At 69.9% G+C, this 17,836-nt stretch carries 18 protein-coding genes; 8 read left to right on the plus strand and 10 right to left on the minus strand.

The features are described from left to right. Nucleotides 1-49 precede the first annotated feature (49 nt). Genes J2X60_RS01025 through J2X60_RS01035 form a run of 3 tightly spaced genes read right to left on the minus strand, consistent with a single transcriptional unit; the run spans nucleotide 50 to nucleotide 3,328 of the window. Nucleotides 50-964 carry a carbohydrate ABC transporter permease gene (locus J2X60_RS01025; RefSeq protein ID WP_083295235.1) on the minus strand — a complete coding sequence of 305 codons (915 nt, stop codon included), beginning with the start codon at nucleotides 962-964 and terminating at the stop codon, nucleotides 50-52. A 1-nt stretch (nucleotide 965) separates the two neighbouring features. Continuing rightward, nucleotides 966-1,937, minus strand: a complete 972-nt coding sequence (locus J2X60_RS01030) for a carbohydrate ABC transporter permease (RefSeq protein WP_070418180.1) — start codon at nucleotides 1,935-1,937, stop codon at nucleotides 966-968. A 23-nt stretch (nucleotides 1,938-1,960) separates the two neighbouring features. Beyond that, a complete protein-coding gene (locus J2X60_RS01035) occupies nucleotides 1,961-3,328 on the minus strand; it encodes an extracellular solute-binding protein (protein ID WP_309780219.1) in 1,368 nt (455 codons plus the stop codon). A gap of 226 nt (nucleotides 3,329-3,554) precedes the next feature. Between J2X60_RS01035 and J2X60_RS01040 the strand changes: the two genes are divergently transcribed. Further along, nucleotides 3,555-5,057, plus strand: a complete 1,503-nt coding sequence (locus tag J2X60_RS01040) for an alpha-N-arabinofuranosidase (protein ID WP_309886239.1) — start codon at nucleotides 3,555-3,557, stop codon at nucleotides 5,055-5,057. A 356-nt stretch (nucleotides 5,058-5,413) separates the two neighbouring features. Here the strand turns inward: J2X60_RS01040 and J2X60_RS01045 are convergent, their stop codons facing one another. Together J2X60_RS01045 and J2X60_RS01050 are read right to left on the minus strand one after the other, a co-directional pair. After that, a complete protein-coding gene (locus J2X60_RS01045) occupies nucleotides 5,414-5,704 on the minus strand; it encodes a hypothetical protein (RefSeq protein ID WP_309780217.1) in 291 nt (96 codons plus the stop codon). A 163-nt stretch (nucleotides 5,705-5,867) separates the two neighbouring features. Further along, entirely contained in the window at nucleotides 5,868-6,905 is a 1,038-nt protein-coding gene (locus J2X60_RS01050; protein WP_071295569.1) for a LacI family DNA-binding transcriptional regulator, read from the minus strand. A gap of 135 nt (nucleotides 6,906-7,040) precedes the next feature. Between J2X60_RS01050 and J2X60_RS01055 the strand changes: the two genes are divergently transcribed. From J2X60_RS01055 to J2X60_RS01075, 5 genes are all read left to right on the plus strand, one after another. After that, complete coding sequence (locus tag J2X60_RS01055) at nucleotides 7,041-7,976, plus strand: carbohydrate ABC transporter permease (protein ID WP_070418185.1); 936 nt, start codon at nucleotides 7,041-7,043, stop codon at nucleotides 7,974-7,976. Continuing rightward, nucleotides 7,973-8,962, plus strand: coding sequence for a carbohydrate ABC transporter permease (locus tag J2X60_RS01060; protein WP_261646502.1), 990 nt, complete (start codon nucleotides 7,973-7,975; stop codon nucleotides 8,960-8,962). The genes J2X60_RS01055 and J2X60_RS01060 overlap by 4 nt, the downstream gene beginning before the upstream one ends. A gap of 98 nt (nucleotides 8,963-9,060) precedes the next feature. Continuing rightward, nucleotides 9,061-10,395: a sugar ABC transporter substrate-binding protein gene (locus J2X60_RS01065; protein ID WP_309886241.1), complete on the plus strand. Its 1,335-nt coding sequence runs from the start codon at nucleotides 9,061-9,063 to the stop codon at nucleotides 10,393-10,395. Between the two features lie 71 nt (nucleotides 10,396-10,466). Beyond that, nucleotides 10,467-12,320 carry a beta-galactosidase gene (locus J2X60_RS01070; RefSeq protein WP_309886242.1) on the plus strand — a complete coding sequence of 618 codons (1,854 nt, stop codon included), beginning with the start codon at nucleotides 10,467-10,469 and terminating at the stop codon, nucleotides 12,318-12,320. Nucleotides 12,321-12,364: 44 nt separating this feature from the next. After that, on the plus strand, nucleotides 12,365-12,517 hold the full coding sequence (locus J2X60_RS01075) for a hypothetical protein (RefSeq protein WP_309886243.1): 153 nt from the start codon (nucleotides 12,365-12,367) through the stop codon (nucleotides 12,515-12,517). A 12-nt stretch (nucleotides 12,518-12,529) separates the two neighbouring features. Here J2X60_RS01075 and J2X60_RS01080 read toward each other — a convergent pair whose 3' ends face one another. Both J2X60_RS01080 and J2X60_RS01085 read right to left on the minus strand, forming a co-directional pair. Continuing rightward, entirely contained in the window at nucleotides 12,530-12,982 is a 453-nt protein-coding gene (locus tag J2X60_RS01080; RefSeq protein ID WP_309886244.1) for a hypothetical protein, read from the minus strand. After that, nucleotides 12,979-13,314 carry a biopolymer transporter Tol gene (locus J2X60_RS01085; protein WP_309886245.1) on the minus strand — a complete coding sequence of 112 codons (336 nt, stop codon included), beginning with the start codon at nucleotides 13,312-13,314 and terminating at the stop codon, nucleotides 12,979-12,981. The genes J2X60_RS01080 and J2X60_RS01085 overlap by 4 nt, the downstream gene beginning before the upstream one ends. 39 nt (nucleotides 13,315-13,353) lie before the next feature. On the opposite strand from J2X60_RS01085, the gene J2X60_RS01090 reads away from it, so the two are divergent. Continuing rightward, complete coding sequence (locus tag J2X60_RS01090) at nucleotides 13,354-14,427, plus strand: spore photoproduct lyase family protein (protein ID WP_309886246.1); 1,074 nt, start codon at nucleotides 13,354-13,356, stop codon at nucleotides 14,425-14,427. A gap of 51 nt (nucleotides 14,428-14,478) precedes the next feature. Here the strand turns inward: J2X60_RS01090 and J2X60_RS01095 are convergent, their stop codons facing one another. The 3 genes from J2X60_RS01095 to J2X60_RS01105 all read right to left on the minus strand — a co-directional run bounded on the left by J2X60_RS01095 (nucleotide 14,479) and on the right by J2X60_RS01105 (nucleotide 16,323). Continuing rightward, entirely contained in the window at nucleotides 14,479-14,655 is a 177-nt protein-coding gene (locus J2X60_RS01095; protein WP_229086017.1) for a CsbD family protein, read from the minus strand. Nucleotides 14,656-14,786: 131 nt separating this feature from the next. Beyond that, on the minus strand, nucleotides 14,787-15,887 hold the full coding sequence (locus J2X60_RS01100) for an SDR family oxidoreductase (RefSeq protein ID WP_309886247.1): 1,101 nt from the start codon (nucleotides 15,885-15,887) through the stop codon (nucleotides 14,787-14,789). Between the two features lie 37 nt (nucleotides 15,888-15,924). Further along, complete coding sequence (locus tag J2X60_RS01105; protein WP_309886248.1) at nucleotides 15,925-16,323, minus strand: DUF3253 domain-containing protein; 399 nt, start codon at nucleotides 16,321-16,323, stop codon at nucleotides 15,925-15,927. Nucleotides 16,324-16,404: 81 nt separating this feature from the next. Between J2X60_RS01105 and J2X60_RS01110 the strand changes: the two genes are divergently transcribed. Further along, nucleotides 16,405-17,745: an alpha-amylase family glycosyl hydrolase gene (locus J2X60_RS01110; RefSeq protein ID WP_309886249.1), complete on the plus strand. Its 1,341-nt coding sequence runs from the start codon at nucleotides 16,405-16,407 to the stop codon at nucleotides 17,743-17,745. The last annotated feature ends 91 nt before the right edge of the window (nucleotides 17,746-17,836 follow it).

The following is a 17,836-nucleotide window of genomic DNA, read 5'->3' on the forward strand; positions in this document are numbered from 1 at the left end:
AGGGACGGTGCCAGCTGGCACCGTCCCTCCCGTCCGTCCTGTGGTCGCGTCAGCCCTTGAGGCCGGAACCCGTCACGCCCTCGACGATCTGCCGCTGGAAGATCAGGTACAGGATGATCAGCGGCAGCGCCGCCAGGATCGCCCCGGCCTGGATGTCCGCGTAGCGCTGACCGAAGCTGCCCTGGACCGTGGCGAGCCCGACCGGGATCGTCATGAGGTCCGGGTTCGACAGCACGAACAGCGGCAGCAGCAGGTTGTTCCAGACCCCGACGAACGTCAGGATCGCCACCGCCGCGATGACCGGACGCGAGAGCGGCAGGATCACCGACCAGTAGATCTTCCACATGCCGGCACCGTCGATGCGCGCCGCTTCCTCGAGCTCCCGGGGGATGCCGTCGAAGAACTGCTTGAAGATGAACACCGCGATCACGGCGGGCACCTGCGGGAAGATGACCGACCAGTAGGTGTTCAGCAGGCCGACCGAGTTGAGCTCCTGGAAGATCGGGATGATCAGGACCTGCGTCGGGATCATGATGCCCAGGATGATCAGCAGGAACGCGACGTTCCGCCCGCGGAAGGCGAGCCGGGACAGCGCGAACGCCGCCATCGACGCGAACAGCACCGTCAGGGCGGTCGTCACGAGGCTCGTGATGCCGCTCGCCAGGTACCAGTTCCAGATGTCGCCGGCCTGGAACAGTGCCGCGTAGGAGTGCAGCGTCGGGTTCCAGTTCGACAGGATCGAGTTGGCGCCGAGGGCCGCGACGCCGTTGTCGGACAGGGACGTCTTCAGGGCGAACAGGCTCGGGATGAGCCAGATCACGGCGAAGACGCCGAGGACGATGCCGGCGACGAGGTTGAAGCCCTTGCCGGAGACGCCGATCTTGGCGGCGTTCGCCGGTGCCGCCGCGGAGACCCCGGTGCGGAGCTTCGGGCGGTCGGTCGTGATGCTCTCGGTGGTGGTCACGTCAGGCACCCATCTCTCGCTTGGCGGCAGCGCGCTCGACGATCTGCCGGATGATCGCGATCGCGACGATCACGATGAACAGGAGCACCGATGCGGCCGATGCTGCGCCGAGTCGGTTGTCGGTGAAGCCGACGCCGGTGATGAGCTGCAGCGAGACCTGGGTCGAGATGCCCGGTCCGCCGTTCGTCATCAGGTACACCTGGTCGAAGATCTTCAGGCTGGCGATGATCTGCAGCAGGATGACCAGCGTCGTGGTGCGGCCAAGCAGCGGGAGCGTGATCGACTTGATCTGCTGCCAGTTCGACGCGCCGTCGACGGCCGCCGCCTCGTACAGTTCGCGCGGGATCTCCTGCAGGCCGGCCAGGTAGAGCACGAAGTTGAAGCCGAGGGTCCACCAGACCGTGGCGATCGCGACACCGATCATCGCGGTGTTCGGGCTCGCCAGGACACCGGCGCCGGGGGTCAGCCCGAGGGCCGACTGGATCGACGCGAACAGACCGGTCGCGGGGGTGAAGATGAACACCCAGATCAGCGAGATCGTCGCCGACGGCAGGATGAACGGCAGGAAGAACGCCAGTCGGAAGAACCACTGACCGCGGTTCATCCGGTTCGTCAGCACGGCGAAGAGGAACGCCAGGATGACGAGCGGCGGCGTCGTGTAGAGCGTGAACTGCAGGGTGTGCCAGAGCGACGACCAGAAGTCGTCACGGCCGAGCATCTCGGCGTAGTTCGCGAACCCGGCGAAGCTGCCGAGCCCGGTGCGGACCGTCGAGGTGTTGAAGAAGCTCGACACGATCATCCACACCGTGGGGCCGAGCAGGAAGGCCAGGTAGAACAGGCCGAAGGGGGCGAGGAAGAGCCACCCCGTGCGGCCCTGGCCGCGCGTGAGGCTGGTCCGGAAGGAGCCGGCCCGGCGTGCACGCGGCGCCGTGGTGGCGTCGGTGGGCCGGTCGAGGACAGGTGCTGTGGTCACGTCATCGTGCCTTTCGCGCGGGCTTACAGCGGGCTCGGGGTATTGAGGTAGGTGGACAGCTGGGACTTGATCGCGGACATGGCCTGCGCGGGGGAGCTGCTGCCCTGCTGGATGAGGGCGAGCTGGGCGCCGACCGTGTTCTCGAAGGTCGACCCCGATCCGCCGTACCAGGCCGGGTCGTCGAACACCGCGGTCTCGGCGGCCGAGGCGTAGTTCGCCTGCGGCTCGAGCTTCTTGTACGCGGTGCTGTCGTAGGTCGGCAGGTAGGCGGGCACGTGGCCGCCCTGTGCCCACGTGAGGCTCTGCTCGAGCATCTGCTTGATGAAGAGCATGTGCGCCTTGCGCTGCTCCGGGGTGCGGTCCTTCCTCGGCAGGATGAAGGTGTGCGAGTCGGCCTGCGCTGCGGGCTTGTCGAAGAGCTGCGGGATCGGCGCCATGCCGAACTTGAGACCCTTGATGGACTGCGCCGTGCTGATCTCCCACTCGCCCTGCATGAAGAAGCCCGCCTTGCCGGTGAACATCAGCGTCTGCGCGGTGGCGTAGTCGAGGCCCTTGTTGAGCCAGCCGTTCTTGACCCACTTCTGGGTCATGTCGGTGACCTTCGTGTACGCGTCCTCGTTGACGGTGAGCTTCGCGCCGCCGTCGCTGATGAACGGCGTCGCACCGTCGATCTGGTTGTACATCGTCCAGAAGAACCGCCACGGGGTGGCGATCTCGCTGACGTTGGCGACGTTGAGGGCCGTGCCGCCGGTGACCTTCGCGACCGCGGCGAGCGCGCTCTCGAAGGCATCGATCCCGGTCAGGTCCTTGAGCTTGCCGTCGCTGTCGATGAGGCCGGCCTTCTGACAGACATCAACGTTGTAGAAGAGGACGAACGGGTGCGTGTCGAGCGGCACGCAGATGTTCTTGCCGTCGGTCTTCTGCGCCGTCCAGGCCTTCTGGTTGAAGTCGCTGGCGCTCAGTCCGACGCTCGCCAGGTCGTCGCTCGTGATCGGGTCGAGCAGGTCGCCGTCCCAGAGCGGCTTCGCGCGGGTGAGGTGGGCGATCGCGACGTCCGGCGGCTTGTTCCCGACGGTGGCCAGTGTGACCTTGGAGTAGTACGGGTTGCCCCACGCGAACGTGGTCGCCTGCAGCGAGGACGAGCCGCCGTGCTGCTTGGCGTAGCCGGCCTCCATCTCCTGCATGCGGAGGCCGTCACCGCCGCCGAACAGGTTCCAGAAGACGAGCGTCTCCGGGTTGAGCGGTGCACCGGCGATGCCGGCGGCGAGGGGGCTGGAGCAGGCGGCGAGCGGCAGGACCGTCGCGGCGGCTGCGCCCGCGGCGAGGAGGCTCCGCCGTGTGAAGGCGCCGCCTCGTGGGTGCGGGGTGGGTACGGGGATTCGGTTCGGCATGGCATCACTCCATCGGGACGGGCCGAGTCGGAGCAGGGTCGGTGCTCCGTGAGCGCTCACATTAGCGCGCGTCCCGGCGTGCCGCCACTCTTTCGGCGCGGGTGACGACCGATCCGTGATGTTCGTGGCCGCCCCCTTTCGTGTCGCGCCGAAAGCCGCTAGCGTTTCGGGAACGTGAGCGCTCACTTTCGCCGAGCGCAGGCAGCCCCACGATCGAAGGAGATCCATGCCCCGCACACACCTCGTCCTCGACGCCGCGTTCACCGTGGGGCCGGTGCGACGTCGCCTGTTCGGCGGGTTCGTCGAACACCTCGGACGCCACGTCTACGACGGCATCCACGAGCCGGCGCACGAGACCGCCGACGAGCACGGCTTCCGCAAGGACGTCATCGACCTCGTCAAGGACCTCAACGTGTCCGCGATCCGCTACCCCGGCGGCAACTTCGTCTCCGGCTACAAGTGGGAGGACGGTGTCGGCCCGGTCGAGCAGCGTCCCCGCCGGCTCGACCTCGCCTGGCACTCGACCGAGACGAACGAGGTCGGCCTGCACGAGTTCCAGCACTGGCTCGACCAGGTCGGCTCGGAGCTCATGCTCGCCGTCAACCTCGGCACGCGCGGCACGCAGGAGGCCATCGAGCTCCTCGAGTACGCGAACATCGACGCCGGCACCGCGCTCAGCGAGTACCGCAAGTCGAATGGTCGCCAGGAGCCCTTCGCCATCAAGATGTGGTGCCTGGGGAACGAGATGGACGGCCCGTGGCAGCTCGGTCACAAGAACGCCGAGGACTACGGCAAGCTCGCCGCCATGACCGCCAAGGCCATGCGGCAGATCCAGCCCGACCTCGAGCTCGTGGCCTGCGGTTCCTCCGGGGCGTCGATGCCGACGTTCGGTGAGTGGGAGCGCACCGTCCTCGAGCACACCTACGACGACGTCGACTACATCTCCGCCCACGCCTACTACGAGGAGGGCGACGACCTCGCCTCCTTCCTCGCCTCCGGCGTGAACATGGACCACTTCATCAAGACCGTCACGACCGCCGCCGACCACGTGCAGGCGCAGAAGAAGTCCGACAAGCGGATCGACATCTCCTTCGACGAGTGGAACGTCTGGTCCATCTCGAAGTGGAACGAGCAGCAGAAGACCTTCGAGCTGCAGGACTGGCCGGTCGCCCCGCGCCTGCTCGAGGACGTCTACACGGTCGCCGACGCCGTCGTCGTCGGTGGCCTGCTCATCTCGCTGCTGCGGCACGCCGACCGCGTCGCCTCGGCCTCGCTCGCGCAGCTCGTCAACGTCATCGGCCCGATCATGACCGAGCCCGGTGGCCCGGCCTGGCGCCAGACGACGTTCTTCCCGTTCTCGCTGACGTCGAAGCTCGCCAACGGCACGTCGCTGCAGGTCAAGGCCTCGGGTGACACGGTCGACGGCGGCAAGTACGGCGAGGTCCCGGTCGTCGACTCGGCCGCCACGGTCTCGGACGACGGCGCCGCGGTGTTCCTCGTGAACCGGCACCCGTCGGAGTCGACCACGGTCACGATCGACCTCGCCGGCCTGTCCGTCGACGGTGACGTCCGTGCCGAGGGCGTCTGGGACGACGACCTGCACGCCGTGAACGACCTGGCGAACACCGAGCGCGTCGGGCTCCGCACGAACGAGTCCGTCCGCCGCGAGGGTGACACCATCACGATCGAGCTCCCGCCGGTCTCCTGGACCGCCGTGTCGATCGGCTGAGACGCCTCGGCGCACGCTGCGGCGGGCGTCGAGTGAGCACAGAGGGCGTCGGACCGCTTCGCGGTACCGGCGCCTTCTGCCGTGCGGCGCGGCCGCGGGGCGAGCGCGGCGCGGTCGCGACTTCACGGGGTGGGTGACAGTTCACGGGGCTGTTGGCGCGTGAGGTGTCGGTGGTCGGGCGGTGCGGCGCGGTCCGTGCTACGGAAGCGACACCGTGCCGCGTGCGGCGCGCGTCCGTGTCGCCAGGGCGACAGATGTGCGCCGCAGGTTCGCTGTGCCGTGTCGCTTTCGCGACGGCGGACGGGAGGCGCGGTGCGGGCTGGCGCCGCGCCTCCCGTCCGGCGGTCGTGAGCGCGTCAGGCGTGCGGCGGAGTGCAGCGCACGGCGCGCGCCCGCCACGAGATCTCCTCGACGAAGGCGGCCGTGTCGGGGCCGAGCGGATCGTCGGCGGCGTCCTCGATGAGGAGCCCGAGCGCCGGGGCGAGCAGGAACGAGGTCGTCGTGGTGCTCCCGAACGCATCGACGGTGGGGACGGCGACGGTGTCCGCGAGTCCGGCGTGCGCGAGGGCTGCGGCGTAGTCCAGCACGGCGTCCGCGGCCTCGTCCGAGGTCAGGACGGCGGTCAGGCCGTACACGATGTTCTTCATGATCCGAACGCGCCGAGGTGGGGAGATGAGGACCGCAGCGGTGGCTCGTCCTCCGGACACACGGAAGTGGCGCACACCCGGGGCCGGGACAGCAGACCGGCTCCGTGTGCACGGTACGCCCCGCGCGCTGACCGTGTGACGGACGCCGTGGCCGCGGGGTCGGTCAGGCCGGCGGCGGCGCCGTGCTCGCCCGGACCACCAGGCGGACCGGCACGAGGTCGGCCTCGGCGCGGACCGGCTGCCCGTCGATCTGGGCGAGGAGGTTCCGGACCGCCCGGCGCCCGACCTCGTCGAAGGACTGGTGCACGGTGGTCAGCGGCGGCCAGAACGAGTCGGACTCGGGGGAGTCGTCGAAGCCCACCACGCTGAGGGTCTCCGGCACGGGCCGCCCGAGCTCGTGGGCGGCGCGGAGCACCCCGAGGGCCGTCTGGTCGTTCGCGGCGAACACGGCGGTGATCTCGGGGCGTCGAGCGATCTCCTGCCCGGCGCGGTACCCGGACTCGGCGCCCCAGCCGCCGCGGAACACCGGCGGGACGGTGCGCCCCGCGGCCTCGAGCGTGGCCTGCCAGGCGGCGAGACGCCGGGCGGCCGAGTACGACGACTCGGGGCCGGCGACGTGCCAGACGGTCTCGTGCCCGAGGTCGAGCAGGTGCTGCGTGGCCCGGCGGGCGCCGTCGGCCTGGTCGGTGTCGATCGCCGGGTGCTGCGTGGTGCCGGTCGAGTCGACGACGACCATCGGGACGCCGTCGGGCAGCACGACCTCGGCCGTGTCGATGATGTGCGACTCGATGATGATGACGACACCGTCGACGGCCTGTTCGTGCAGGCGGGAGAAGGCCGAGCGGACGCCTTCCTCGGTGCGCGAGGCCATCGGCAGCAACGTGATCGTGAAGTCGGCGACACCAGCCGCGTCGGCGATCGCCTCGAGCGTGCGCATGTTGCCGTACGACGCGAGGGTGAACATGATCACGCCGATCGTCCGGAAGCGCCCGGAGCGGAGGGCCCGTGCAGCGCGGTTCGGGCGGTAGCCGAGGTCGTCCATGACGCGCTGGACCCGGTCGCGGGTGTCCGGCGAGACGTTGTCGAAGCCGCGGGCGACGCGGGACACGGTCTGCATCGAGACCCCGGCGGCCTCGGCCACGGCGGCCATCGAAGGGGACCGGCGCGTGGCGGACAGGTCGGTCGTCACGGGGTCTCCCATCGGTGCGAGGTGGACGTCGAGCGCGACGGCCTGCACCGGACGCTAGCGCATGTTGACGTTGCCATGCTATCGTCGCGCCGTTCGATGTTGACGTCAACATCGACGGACCCGAACACAGCACGACAAGGGAGTCACATGAGCACGCTGGAAGCGCGCGCAGCCGGAGCCACCGCCCCGGCCGTGCCACCGCGGCGCCGCGCCAGACCGCGCGGCCGGTACACGGGATGGCTCTTCGTCGGCCCGTTCGTCGTCGTCCTCGTCGCGATGCTCATCGTCCCGATCGGCTACGCGCTCTGGCTCAGCCTCTTCCGCGACCAGCTCATCGGCGGCAACCAGTTCGTCTGGTTCGCCAACTACGTGCAGCTCTTCCAGGACGCCAAGTTCTGGTCGGGCCTCGGCCGGGTCGCGGTGTTCCTCGTCGTGCAGGTCCCGATCATGCTCGGCCTCGCGCTCGTCGCCGCCCTCGCGCTCGACAGCGCGCGGCTCTGGGGAACGAGCTTCTTCCGCATCGCGGTGTTCCTGCCCTACGCGGTCCCCGGTGTCGTCGCCGCGCTGATCTGGGGCTTCATCTACGGCAACCAGTTCGGCCTCACCGGTACCGCGAACCACGCGCTCGGGATCGACCTGCTGCAGCCGTTCAGCCCGGACTGGGTCCTCACGTCGATCGGCAACGTGGTCACGTGGGAGTTCCTCGGCTACAACATGCTGATCTTCTACGCCGCGCTCCGCACCGTGCCCGGCGAGCTGTACGAGGCGGCCGAGCTCGACGGCGCCGGCCCGATGCGCACGGTCTTCTCGATCAAGCTCCCGGCCCTGCGCGGCCCGATGGTGATCGCCACGATCTTCTCGATCATCGGCAGCTTCCAGCTCTTCAACGAGCCGAACCTGCTCAAGACGCTCGCCCCGAACGTCATCGGCAGTGCCTTCACGCCGAACATGTACGCCTACTCGCTGTCCTTCAGCGGCCAGCAGTTCAACTACTCCGCCACCGTCGCGATCGTCATGGGCGTGATCACCGCGGTGATCGCCTACGTCGTCCAGGTCCGCGGCACCCGCGAGGAGAACCGATGAGCACCCTGCAGCACCCGGCGACCGGCGCGTCCGGCCCGGCCACCGTCACCGAGGCGACCACGACGCTGCGCGACCCGCAGGCCCGGTCGACCCGCGCCTCCAGGCGTGCCGAGCGGAAGGCCGAGCAGCACGTCGACGGACGCAAGCCGAAGCGTTCCGGCCTCCTCACGGCCGTGATGATCGTCTTCGTCGTCTACTCGTTCGCGCCGCTGTTCTACCTGCTCGTGAACAGCACGAAGACGCAGGCCTCGCTCCTGTCGACCTTCGGCCTGTGGTTCGGCGGGAAGTTCAACCTCTGGCAGAACATCGTCGACACGCTGACGTACAACGACGGCATCTTCGTGCAGTGGCTCGGCAACACGCTGCTCTACGTGGTCGTCGGCGCCGGTGGCGCGACCCTCCTCGCCACGATCGCCGGCTACGGCATGGCGAAGTTCCAGTTCCCCGGCCGTCGCGCGGTCTTCGCCGTCGTCCTCGGAGCGATCGCCGTCCCCGGCACCGCCCTCGCCGTCCCGACCTTCCTGCTCTTCTCGCAGTTCGGCCTGACGAACACCCCGTGGGCGATCATCCTGCCGTCGCTCATCAGCCCCTTCGGCATGTACCTGATCTGGACCTACGCGGTGGACGCGATCCCCGCCGAGCTCCTCGAGGCCGCCCGCATGGACGGCGCCGGCGAGTTCCGGATCTTCTTCACGATCGCGCTCCGCCTGCTCGCACCCGGTGTCGTCACGGTCCTGCTCTTCGCGGTCGTGGCCACCTGGAACAACTACTTCCTGCCGCTCATCATGCTGAGCGACCCGAAGTGGTACCCGCTGACGGTCGGCCTCAACCAGTGGAACGCGCAGGCCACCGGGTCCGGTGCCGAGCCGATCTACAACCTCGTCGTCACGGGATCGCTCCTCACGATCATCCCGATCGTGGTCGCGTTCCTCTTCCTCCAGCGCTTCTGGCAGTCCGGCCTCGCGGCCGGTTCCGTCAAGGCCTGATCCGTCGGACCGGAGGCACGCAGCGGCCCCGCCACGCGCCTCCGGCCCGACACACAGCAGCTCCACCCCCTCTCCACGAAGAAGTGAAAGGCACCTCCATGAACAAGCGTCTCCGGCGCGGCCTCAGCGCCGTCGCCATCGGCGTCACCGCAGCCGTCGCCCTCGCCGCCTGCGCCTCCGGCGGCTCCTCGTCCGGCGGGTCGTCCGACGACATCTCGAAGGCCCTCAAGGACGGCGGCACGCTGACCTACTGGTCGTGGACCCCGTCCGCGAAGGACCAGGTCGCCGCGTTCGAGAAGGCCTACCCCAAGGTGAAGGTCAAGCTCGTCAACGCCGGCACCGGCGCCGACCAGTACACGAAGCTCCAGAACACGATCAAGGCCGGCTCGGGCGCCCCCGACGTCGCCCAGGTCGAGTACTACGCGCTCCCGCAGTTCGCGCTCTCCGACTCGCTGCTCGACCTGTCCTCGTACGGGTTCGGCGACCTGAAGGACAAGTTCGCGACGAGCACGTGGAACTCGGTCGACATGGACGGCAAGATCTACGGTCTGCCCCAGGACTCCGGCCCCATGGCGCTGTTCTACAACAAGAAGGTCTTCGACGAGCACGACATCGCCGTGCCGAAGACGTGGGACGAGTACGTCGCCGCGGCCAAGAAGCTGCACGAGGCCGACCCGGACGCGTACATCGCGGCCGACTCCGGCGACGCGGGCTTCACCACGAGCATGATCGCCCAGGCCGGCGGCACGCCCTTCACCACGACGGGCGACAAGGTCACGATCAACCTCGAGGACGCCGGCACGAAGAAGTGGACCAAGACCTGGGACCAGCTCGTCGAGCAGGGTCTGCTGTCGAAGACCGTCGGCTGGAGCGACGACTGGTACAAGCAGCTCGGCAACGGTCAGATCGCCACGCTCATCACCGGTGCGTGGATGCCCGGCAACCTCGAGGCGAGCGTCGCCGACGCCAGCGGTGACTGGCGCGTCGCGCCGATGCCGACCTACGACGGCGGCACCGCGCAGACCGCGAACAACGGCGGCAGCGCCGAGGCGGTCATGAAGCAGTCGAAGAACCCGGCGCTCGCGGCGGGCTTCCTCAAGTGGCTGAACTCCTCGAAGGAGTCGACCGGGATCTTCATGAAGTCCGGTGGGTTCCCGTCGACCACCGCCGACCTCGAGTCCTCGGCGTTCCTCGACGAGAAGCCGGAGTACTTCGGCGGCCAGCAGATCAACAAGGTGCTCGTCGACGCGTCGAAGTCGTCTGACAACGACTTCACCTACCTGCCCTACCAGGTGTACGCGAACAGCGTGTACGCGGACACCGTCGGCCAGTCGTACGAGAACGGCACCTCGCTCGAGAGCGGTCTCGCCGCCTGGCAGAAGGCCCTCGCGAAGTACGGCAAGGACCAGGGCTTCACGGTCTCGTCCAAGTAGTCACCACACCAGTTCGACCCGGGGCCGTGCGGAACCTTCCGCACGGCCCCGTCTCCTGAAAGAGTTCCCCCATGCGCTTCGCCATCGGCGACACCGACTTCCTGCTCGACGGCGAGCCGCACCGGATCCTGTCCGGCGCGATCCACTACTTCCGTGTCCACCCCGACCTGTGGGCGGACCGGATCCGCAAGGCGAAGCTGATGGGGCTCAACACCATCGAGACGTACGTCGCCTGGAACGCGCACGCGCCGTCGCCTGCTTCGTTCAGTTTCGAGGACGGTCTCGACCTCGGCCGCTTCCTGGACCTCGTCGCCGCCGAGGGCATGCACGCCATCGTCCGTCCCGGCCCCTACATCTGTGCCGAGTGGACGAACGGCGGCCTGCCGTACTGGCTCTTCGCCGACGGCACCGTCGGGGTCCGCCGCGACGAGCCGGGGTTCCTCACCGCCGTGCAGGGGTACTTGGAGCATCTCGCGCCGGTGCTGGTCCCGCGGCAGATCGACAACGGCGGCCCGATCGTCCTCGTGCAGGTCGAGAACGAGTACGGCGCCTACGGCTCCGACCCCGTCTACCTGTCGAAGCTCGAGCAGATGCACCGGGCGATCGGCCTCACCGTGCCGTTCACGAGCGTCGACCAGCCGATGGGCACGATGCTCGAGGACGGTTCGCTGCCCTCGCTGCACAAGACCGGGTCGTTCGGCTCGCGTTCCGTCGAACGGCTCGCACGGCTCCGACAGGCCCAGCCGACCGGCCCCCTGATGTGTTCCGAGTTCTGGGACGGCTGGTTCGACAGCTGGGGCGAGCACCACCACACCACGCCGGCCGCCGCTTCGGCGTCGGACCTCGACGACCTGCTCGCCGCCGGTGGCTCCGTGAACATCTACATGTTCCACGGGGGCACGAACTTCGGCTTCACGAACGGCGCGAACGACAAGGGTGTGTACCGCGCGATCGCGACGTCGTACGACTACGACGCACCGCTCGACGAGGCCGGGCGTCCGACGGAGAAGTTCCACGCGTTCCGCTCGGTCATCGAGCGCTACGCGCCGGTGCCGCCGCTGCCCGCTGCGATGCAGCCCGGTGGGTCGGGTCGGCTCGGGTCCGTCGGTCCCGTCGGTCCCGTCGGTCCCGTCGGGTCGGCTCCGGGCCAGGAGGCGCGGCTCGCCCCCGCCTCGGACGTCGCCGTCCGCCTCGACCGCGTCACACCCCTGCGCGCCCTGCTGCCGTCCCTCGCGTCGTGGTCCGCGCACGACACCCCGCCGACGTTCGACGCCCTCGGTGCTGCGAGCGGGTTCGTGCTGTACCGGACCGAGGTGGACCTGCCGTCCGGCGGCGTGCTCACCGTCGGCGAGGAGGTGCGTGACCGCGCCGTCGTCTCCGTGGACGGGATCGTCGTCGGGGTCCTCGAACGGGAGTACCACGACCGCGCCATCGCCCTGCCCCCGGTCACCGGGACGCTCGAGCTCCTCGTCGAGGACCAGGGCCGCGTCGACTACGGCCCACGCATCGGCGAGCCGAAGGGCCTGATCGGCGGGATCGCCCTCGACGGGGTCCCGCTCGCCCGGTGGACGGCGTCGCCCCTGGCCCTCGACCCGTTGCCCGAGGCCGCGCTGACGATCCTCGCCGACGCCCTGCCGACCGACGGCGACGTGCTGGCGGGACCGGTGTTCGCCACGGGGTCGTTCGACCTCGCCGAGGCAGGGGACCGCTACCTCGCCCTCGACGGGTTCCGGAAGGGTGTCGCCTGGGTGAACGGGTTCTGCCTCGGCCGGTACTGGTCCCGCGGACCGCAGCGCACCCTGGCCGTCCCCGGACCGGTGCTCCGCGCCGGGAGGAACGACGTCGTCGTCCTCGAACTGCACGCCGCGGCGTCCCGGTCGGTGTGCCTGCGGGTCGAGCCGGACCTCGGGCACACGGAGGGCTGACCGGGTTAGGATTCGCTGGAGTCCGAGCAGCCGAGGGGGATGCGATGGTGCGGGTGTTGCAGTGGGTGGGGCGCGTGGTCGTCTCCGTGCTCCACGTCCTGGCGGGGGTGCTCACCTCGTTCGGTTCCGGCGGGATCGTCGGTGCGGGAGCGCCGCCGAGTCCGACCCCGAACAAGCCCGACGACTACCGGCCCTGACCGTTCCGGGAGTCAGAGTGCTCGAGCCTCGGCCCACGCCCGCACCTCGAGCAGGGCCGGACGACGCCAGCGCCACAGCGGCGCGAACTTCGTGCCGTCGTCCTCCCACGCCTGCGTGAGCATCCAGATCTGCCGCCGGTGTTCCGTGCCGCCGTCATCGCGCCACTCGACGAACGCGTCGTCGAGCACCGTGGTGATGCCGTCGCGCGGCGCCGACCAGCTGACGAGGAAGCCGTGGTACCGCAGCGTGTCTCCGCACAGTTGGACGCCGAGCCGCGGGAGCCGGACCAACACCCAGGTAGCGATCGCAGCGAACACGACACCCAGGACGAAGACGAAGACCCGGGCTGACGCGCCCCGTGAGAAGGCGACCGAAGCAACCGCGGCACCCGTCCCGATGCCGACGGGACCGAAGACGATCATGTTGAGCACGCGGTCGAGTCGCGGCGGCCGGATGGTCTTCACGGCAGCGGCCGGCTCGAGGCGTCGGGCGAATCGGTGTCGACGGCGTCGAGGTCGTGGAGCGCTCGCCGGGCGTCGGCGATCCGGTCGGCCTCGGGGCGGGTCCACCACTCGGGTCCGCGTTCGCCGAGCCCGTGCTTCGCCAGGCCGTTGCGGTGCCGTGCTGCGGCGAGGGCGTCCGAGTCGCCGGAGTGCTTGGCCTGCTTGACGGCGTTGCGGCCCCGACCGAGGTGCGACCGGAGTGCTGCGGCGACGTCCTCGGGGAGCGCCGGGTCGGTCCGTCGCCACCGCCGACCGTCGACCACGAAGAAGTGGTCGTCGGGTGTCGCGGTCATGCCGCCAGTCTGTCAGGGGTGGGCGGTAGAACGGCGGTGATGCCCGAACCCCGCACCCGCGCCCTGCTCGACGTCCGCCGGATCTACGCCGAGCCGGCAGCCCTCGGGCTCCAGCGCGGGCAGGAAGTCGTCGGGCAGTGGCCCGACGCCGAGATCGTCCCCGTCGAGTCGCACTGGAACATCCCCGAGGTGCACGGCGACGAACGGAACGTCCAGCGGTGGGTGCGCATCAAGACCGAGGCGCTCGTCCTCGGCGTGAAGAAGTCGCTCGTGACCCGGCCGAACGGGCGCTCGGCGGACTTCATCGCCCCGTCGACGGCGAACGGCTGTGCCATGGCGTGCGCCTACTGCTACGTCCCGCGGCGCAAGGGCTACAGCAACCCCGTGACGGTCTTCGCGAACATCGACCAGATCACGAAGCACGTCGCCCGCAACATCGCGAAGCAGGGGCCGAAGACCGAACCGAACCAGTGCGACCCGGACGCGTGGGTCTACGACATCGGCGAGAACAGCGACTGCTCGGTGGACGCGATGCTCAGCGACAACGTGCGGGACCTCTGCGACCTGTTCCGGATGTCACCGACGGCCAAGGCCTCCTTCGCGACGAAGTACGTCAACCGCGACCTGCTCGACTGGGACCCGATGGGGCGCACGCGCATCCGGTTCTCGCTCATGCCGCACGAGACCGCGAAGGTCACCGACATCCGCACCAGCCCGATCGCCGAGCGGATCGCCGCGGTGAACGACTTCGTCGACGCCGGGTACGAAGTCCACCTCAACTTCTCGCCCGTCATCCTGACCCCGACGTGGGAGTCCGATTGGGCCGACCTCTTGCGTCAGGTGGACGACGTCCTGTCCCCGGCGGCGAAGGCGCAGCTCGCGGCCGAGGTCATCTTCCTCACCCACAACGAGCCCCTGCACGAGGTCAACCTCGGCTGGCACCCGAAGGCCGAGGACCTGCTGTGGCGCCCGGACCTGCAGGAGCAGAAGGTGTCGCAGAACGGTGCGGTCAACGTCCGCTACCGCTCCGGGATGAAGGGGCAGCTGGTCGAGCGGTTCCGGGAACTCGTCGCGGAGCACCTGCCGAGCTGCCGCATCCGCTACGCCTTCTGAGACGACGAACGCCCGCGCCGTCGGGCGCGGGCGTTGCGTGGTGCGACGGGCTCAGTGACCGTCGAGGTTGTCCTTCGCCTTCTCGGTCTCGAGACGGCCCTCGCCCATGACCTGGTCCTTCTGGCCCTGGTGCTTGAGCTCGTCGTCGTCGGTGTGCTTGCCGACCGCTTCCTCGACCTTGCCGACGACCTTCTGGGTGACGTCCTTCGCCTTGTCTCCGAGCGACATGGTGTCTTCCTTCCTCCGGGGACCGCCGAGGGTCCTCGGGGCCTGTGCCACGAACACAACCAGGGGCAGCAGCGCGGCTCGCGGCCGGGCCGCAGGTTCGTGTCCCCCGATTACTTCCACCGGGGTACGGATCAGGGGATCAGTCGGTCGGCGCGGTAGCGGTCGAACAGCTCGGCGAAGGCGCGTTCGGTGCGACGGAAGGCGGTGAAACCGGCGTCGCGGCTCTTGCCCATGTCGGTGACGACCTCCATCGCGCGACCGAGGTCGGCGTCGGTGTGCCACCACGAGGCGAGCCGGGCGATGTCGGGTTCGACGAGGCCGTGGCGCTCCGCGATGTCGGCCCACGCAGCCTCGTGCGGCGCCATCTGCTCCTCGAGCGGACGCGGCGCATCCTCGTACCCCACGACCCGCGCCGGGTCGACACCGAGGTGGGCGGCGAGCCGGGGCCACATCCAGCGCCAGCGGAACACGTCGCCGTTCACGATGTTGAACGCCTCGTCGGCACCCTCGGGCGTGGTCGACGCCCAGACCATGTGCTCGGCCAGGATGCCGGCGTCCGTCATGTCGGTGAGGCCGTTCCACTGCGCCTCGCTGCCCGGGAACACGAAGTCCAGACCGAGCTCCTTCGCCAGGGTCGCCTGCACCGCGATGGTCAGCCCCATGTTCATCGCGTTGCCGACCGCGTGGCCGATCACCGTGTGCGAGCGGTGCACCGACCAGGTGAAGCCCTGGCGGTCGGCGGCGGCGAAGAGCTCGTCCTCCTGGGCGTAGTAGAAGTTCGGGGTGTCGAGGCGCGGTTCCTCCTCGTGGAACGGGGTGTCGGGCATCTCGCCGGCGGCGTACGCCTCGAACGGGCCGAGGTAGTGCTTCAGCCCCGTGACGAGGGCGACGTGCTCGAGCGGCGCGTGGGCGAGGGCTGCGAGCAGGTCGCGCACCATGCCGCCGTTCACGCGGATGTTCTCGGCCTCGGTGTCCTGCCGCTGCCACGCGGTGAAGAAGGCGTGGGACGGGCGCTCGTCGGCGAGGGCGGTGCCCAGCGACTCCGGGTCGCGCAGGTCCGCGGCCACGGTGCGGACACCGTCGCGGGCGAGGGGCCGGCGGGAGAGGGCGGTGACCTCCCACCCGAGGTCGAGCAGGTGCGCGACGAGCGCCGATCCGGTGATGCCGCTGGCACCCACCACGAGGGCTCGGGGACGGTCGGGGGACTGTGCGGCGGTGTCGATCGAGGTCATCACCTCCGTGCAACGCAGCTGCGCGACAGGTGTTCCCTCAGCGCGGTCGGCGGATACGGATCGGGCCCTTGGCGGTGGACGGGTCGACGACGCTGCCGTGCTGGGTGATCTCGACCTCGCCTCTGGACATCATCCGCCGCGCCGCACGCCGGGCGGGTTCCATCAGGTCACGCCAGCCGTCGGGGTCGAGGGCCCGGGCGGCGTCCGACGGGCAGATGCTCGACCTTCGAGCGCGTGCCGCGAGCAATTCGTCGATCCGTTGCTCGAGTGCTCGGTCCGTCGCGTCCACGCCGTGCTTCCGGCACGCGGCCGAGCAGTACTTCGCATCCGGGGCGGCGGAACCGGGCATCCGGCGGCCGCACGAGGCGCAGGTGCGCTCGGCGTGCGCTGCCTCGGATGCCGATGCATCCGCTGCCGTCCTGATCGCCCGTCCCATTCCTCCATCATGGTCCTCGGCGCCCTGTCCGTCCTCAGCACCGGCACGCGTGACCCAGCCGGCGCTGGCACGATCGGGTCGGTGAACACCGACACCGCACCCGAGCGTCCCGCCGAGCCCGCCTGGGTCGAGCACGTCATGTGGTGGCACGTCTACCCACTCGGGTTCGTCGGTGCCGACGTCCGGCCGGACACCCCCGTGGACGAACGCCCCGTCCACCACCGGCTCGGCCGCATCGAGCCCTGGCTCGACCACGTCGTGGACCTCGGGCTGAACGGGCTGCTGCTGGGCCCCGTCTTCACGAGCTCGACGCACGGCTACGACACGGTCGACCACTTCCGGATCGACCCGCGGCTCGGTGACGACGACGACTTCGACCGGCTCGTCACGGCCGCGCACGACCGGGGGATCCGGGTCCTGCTCGACGGGGTGTTCAACCACGTCGGACGGGAGCACCCGGCCTTCCGCGCCGTCGAGGAGCAGGGCCCGGACGCGCCGGCGGCGGATCTGTTCGCGATCGACTGGGCAGGCTGGTCGCCCGGCGACGACGTGCCGGTCGGACTCTTCGAGGGGCACGACATCCTGGTCGCGCTCGACCACGGCAGCCGGGCCACCGAGGACCTCGTCGTCGAGGTGATGACGCGCTGGCTCGCACGGGGCGTCGACGGCTGGCGACTCGACGCGGCCTACGCGGTACCGACGGCGTTCTGGGCACGGGTGCTGCCGCGCGTCCGGGAGCGCTTCCCGGACGCCTGGTTCACGGGCGAGGTCATCCACGGCGACACGGCTGCGTTCGTCCGCGCCTCGACGGTCGACTCCACCACGCAGTACGAGCTCTGGCAGGGCATCTGGCACGGCATCGCCGACCGGAACTGCTTCGAGCTCGCCCACGCCGTCGAACGGCACGACGAACTGCTGGCCGCACAGGCACCGAGCACGTTCGTCGGCAACCACGACGTGACGCGCATCGCGAGTGCGGTGGGGGAGCGGTTCGCCGGGCACGCCGCCGCCGTCCTCTTCACCGTCGCCGGGACCCCGAGCGTCTGGGCCGGTGACGAGTACGGCTGGACCGGGGTGAAGGAGGAGCGCGTCGGCGGGGACGATGCCGTCCGCCCGGAGTTCCCGGCCGCTCCGCCCGAGTCCGTGGCGCTCACGCACGCGTACGAGGCGCTCATCGCCCTCCGTCGCCGCGAGCCCTGGCTGCACCGCGCCCACACCGACGTCGTCCACCTGACGAACACCGCGATCGTGCTGCGGACCGCGACCGCGGAGCGGGCGGTGGTGACCGCCCTGAACCTGTCGCCCGATCCCGTCGACCTGCCCACGGCGGGTGCGACGCGCGTCGAGGCGGGCGGAGCCGACGTCGGGGACGGGACCCTGCGCCTCCAGGCCGCCGCATGGGCCGTCCTGACGGCCCACTGAACCGAGACTCGGCCCGGCGGACAGTTCCGCGGCACGGATGCCGCGAACGCGACCGCCAGGCCGAGTCTCGGGGGCGACGCGCGCGCCCGCG

Source organism: Curtobacterium sp. 320 (genome assembly GCF_031455235.1).
GTDB lineage: Bacteria > Actinomycetota > Actinomycetes > Actinomycetales > Microbacteriaceae > Curtobacterium.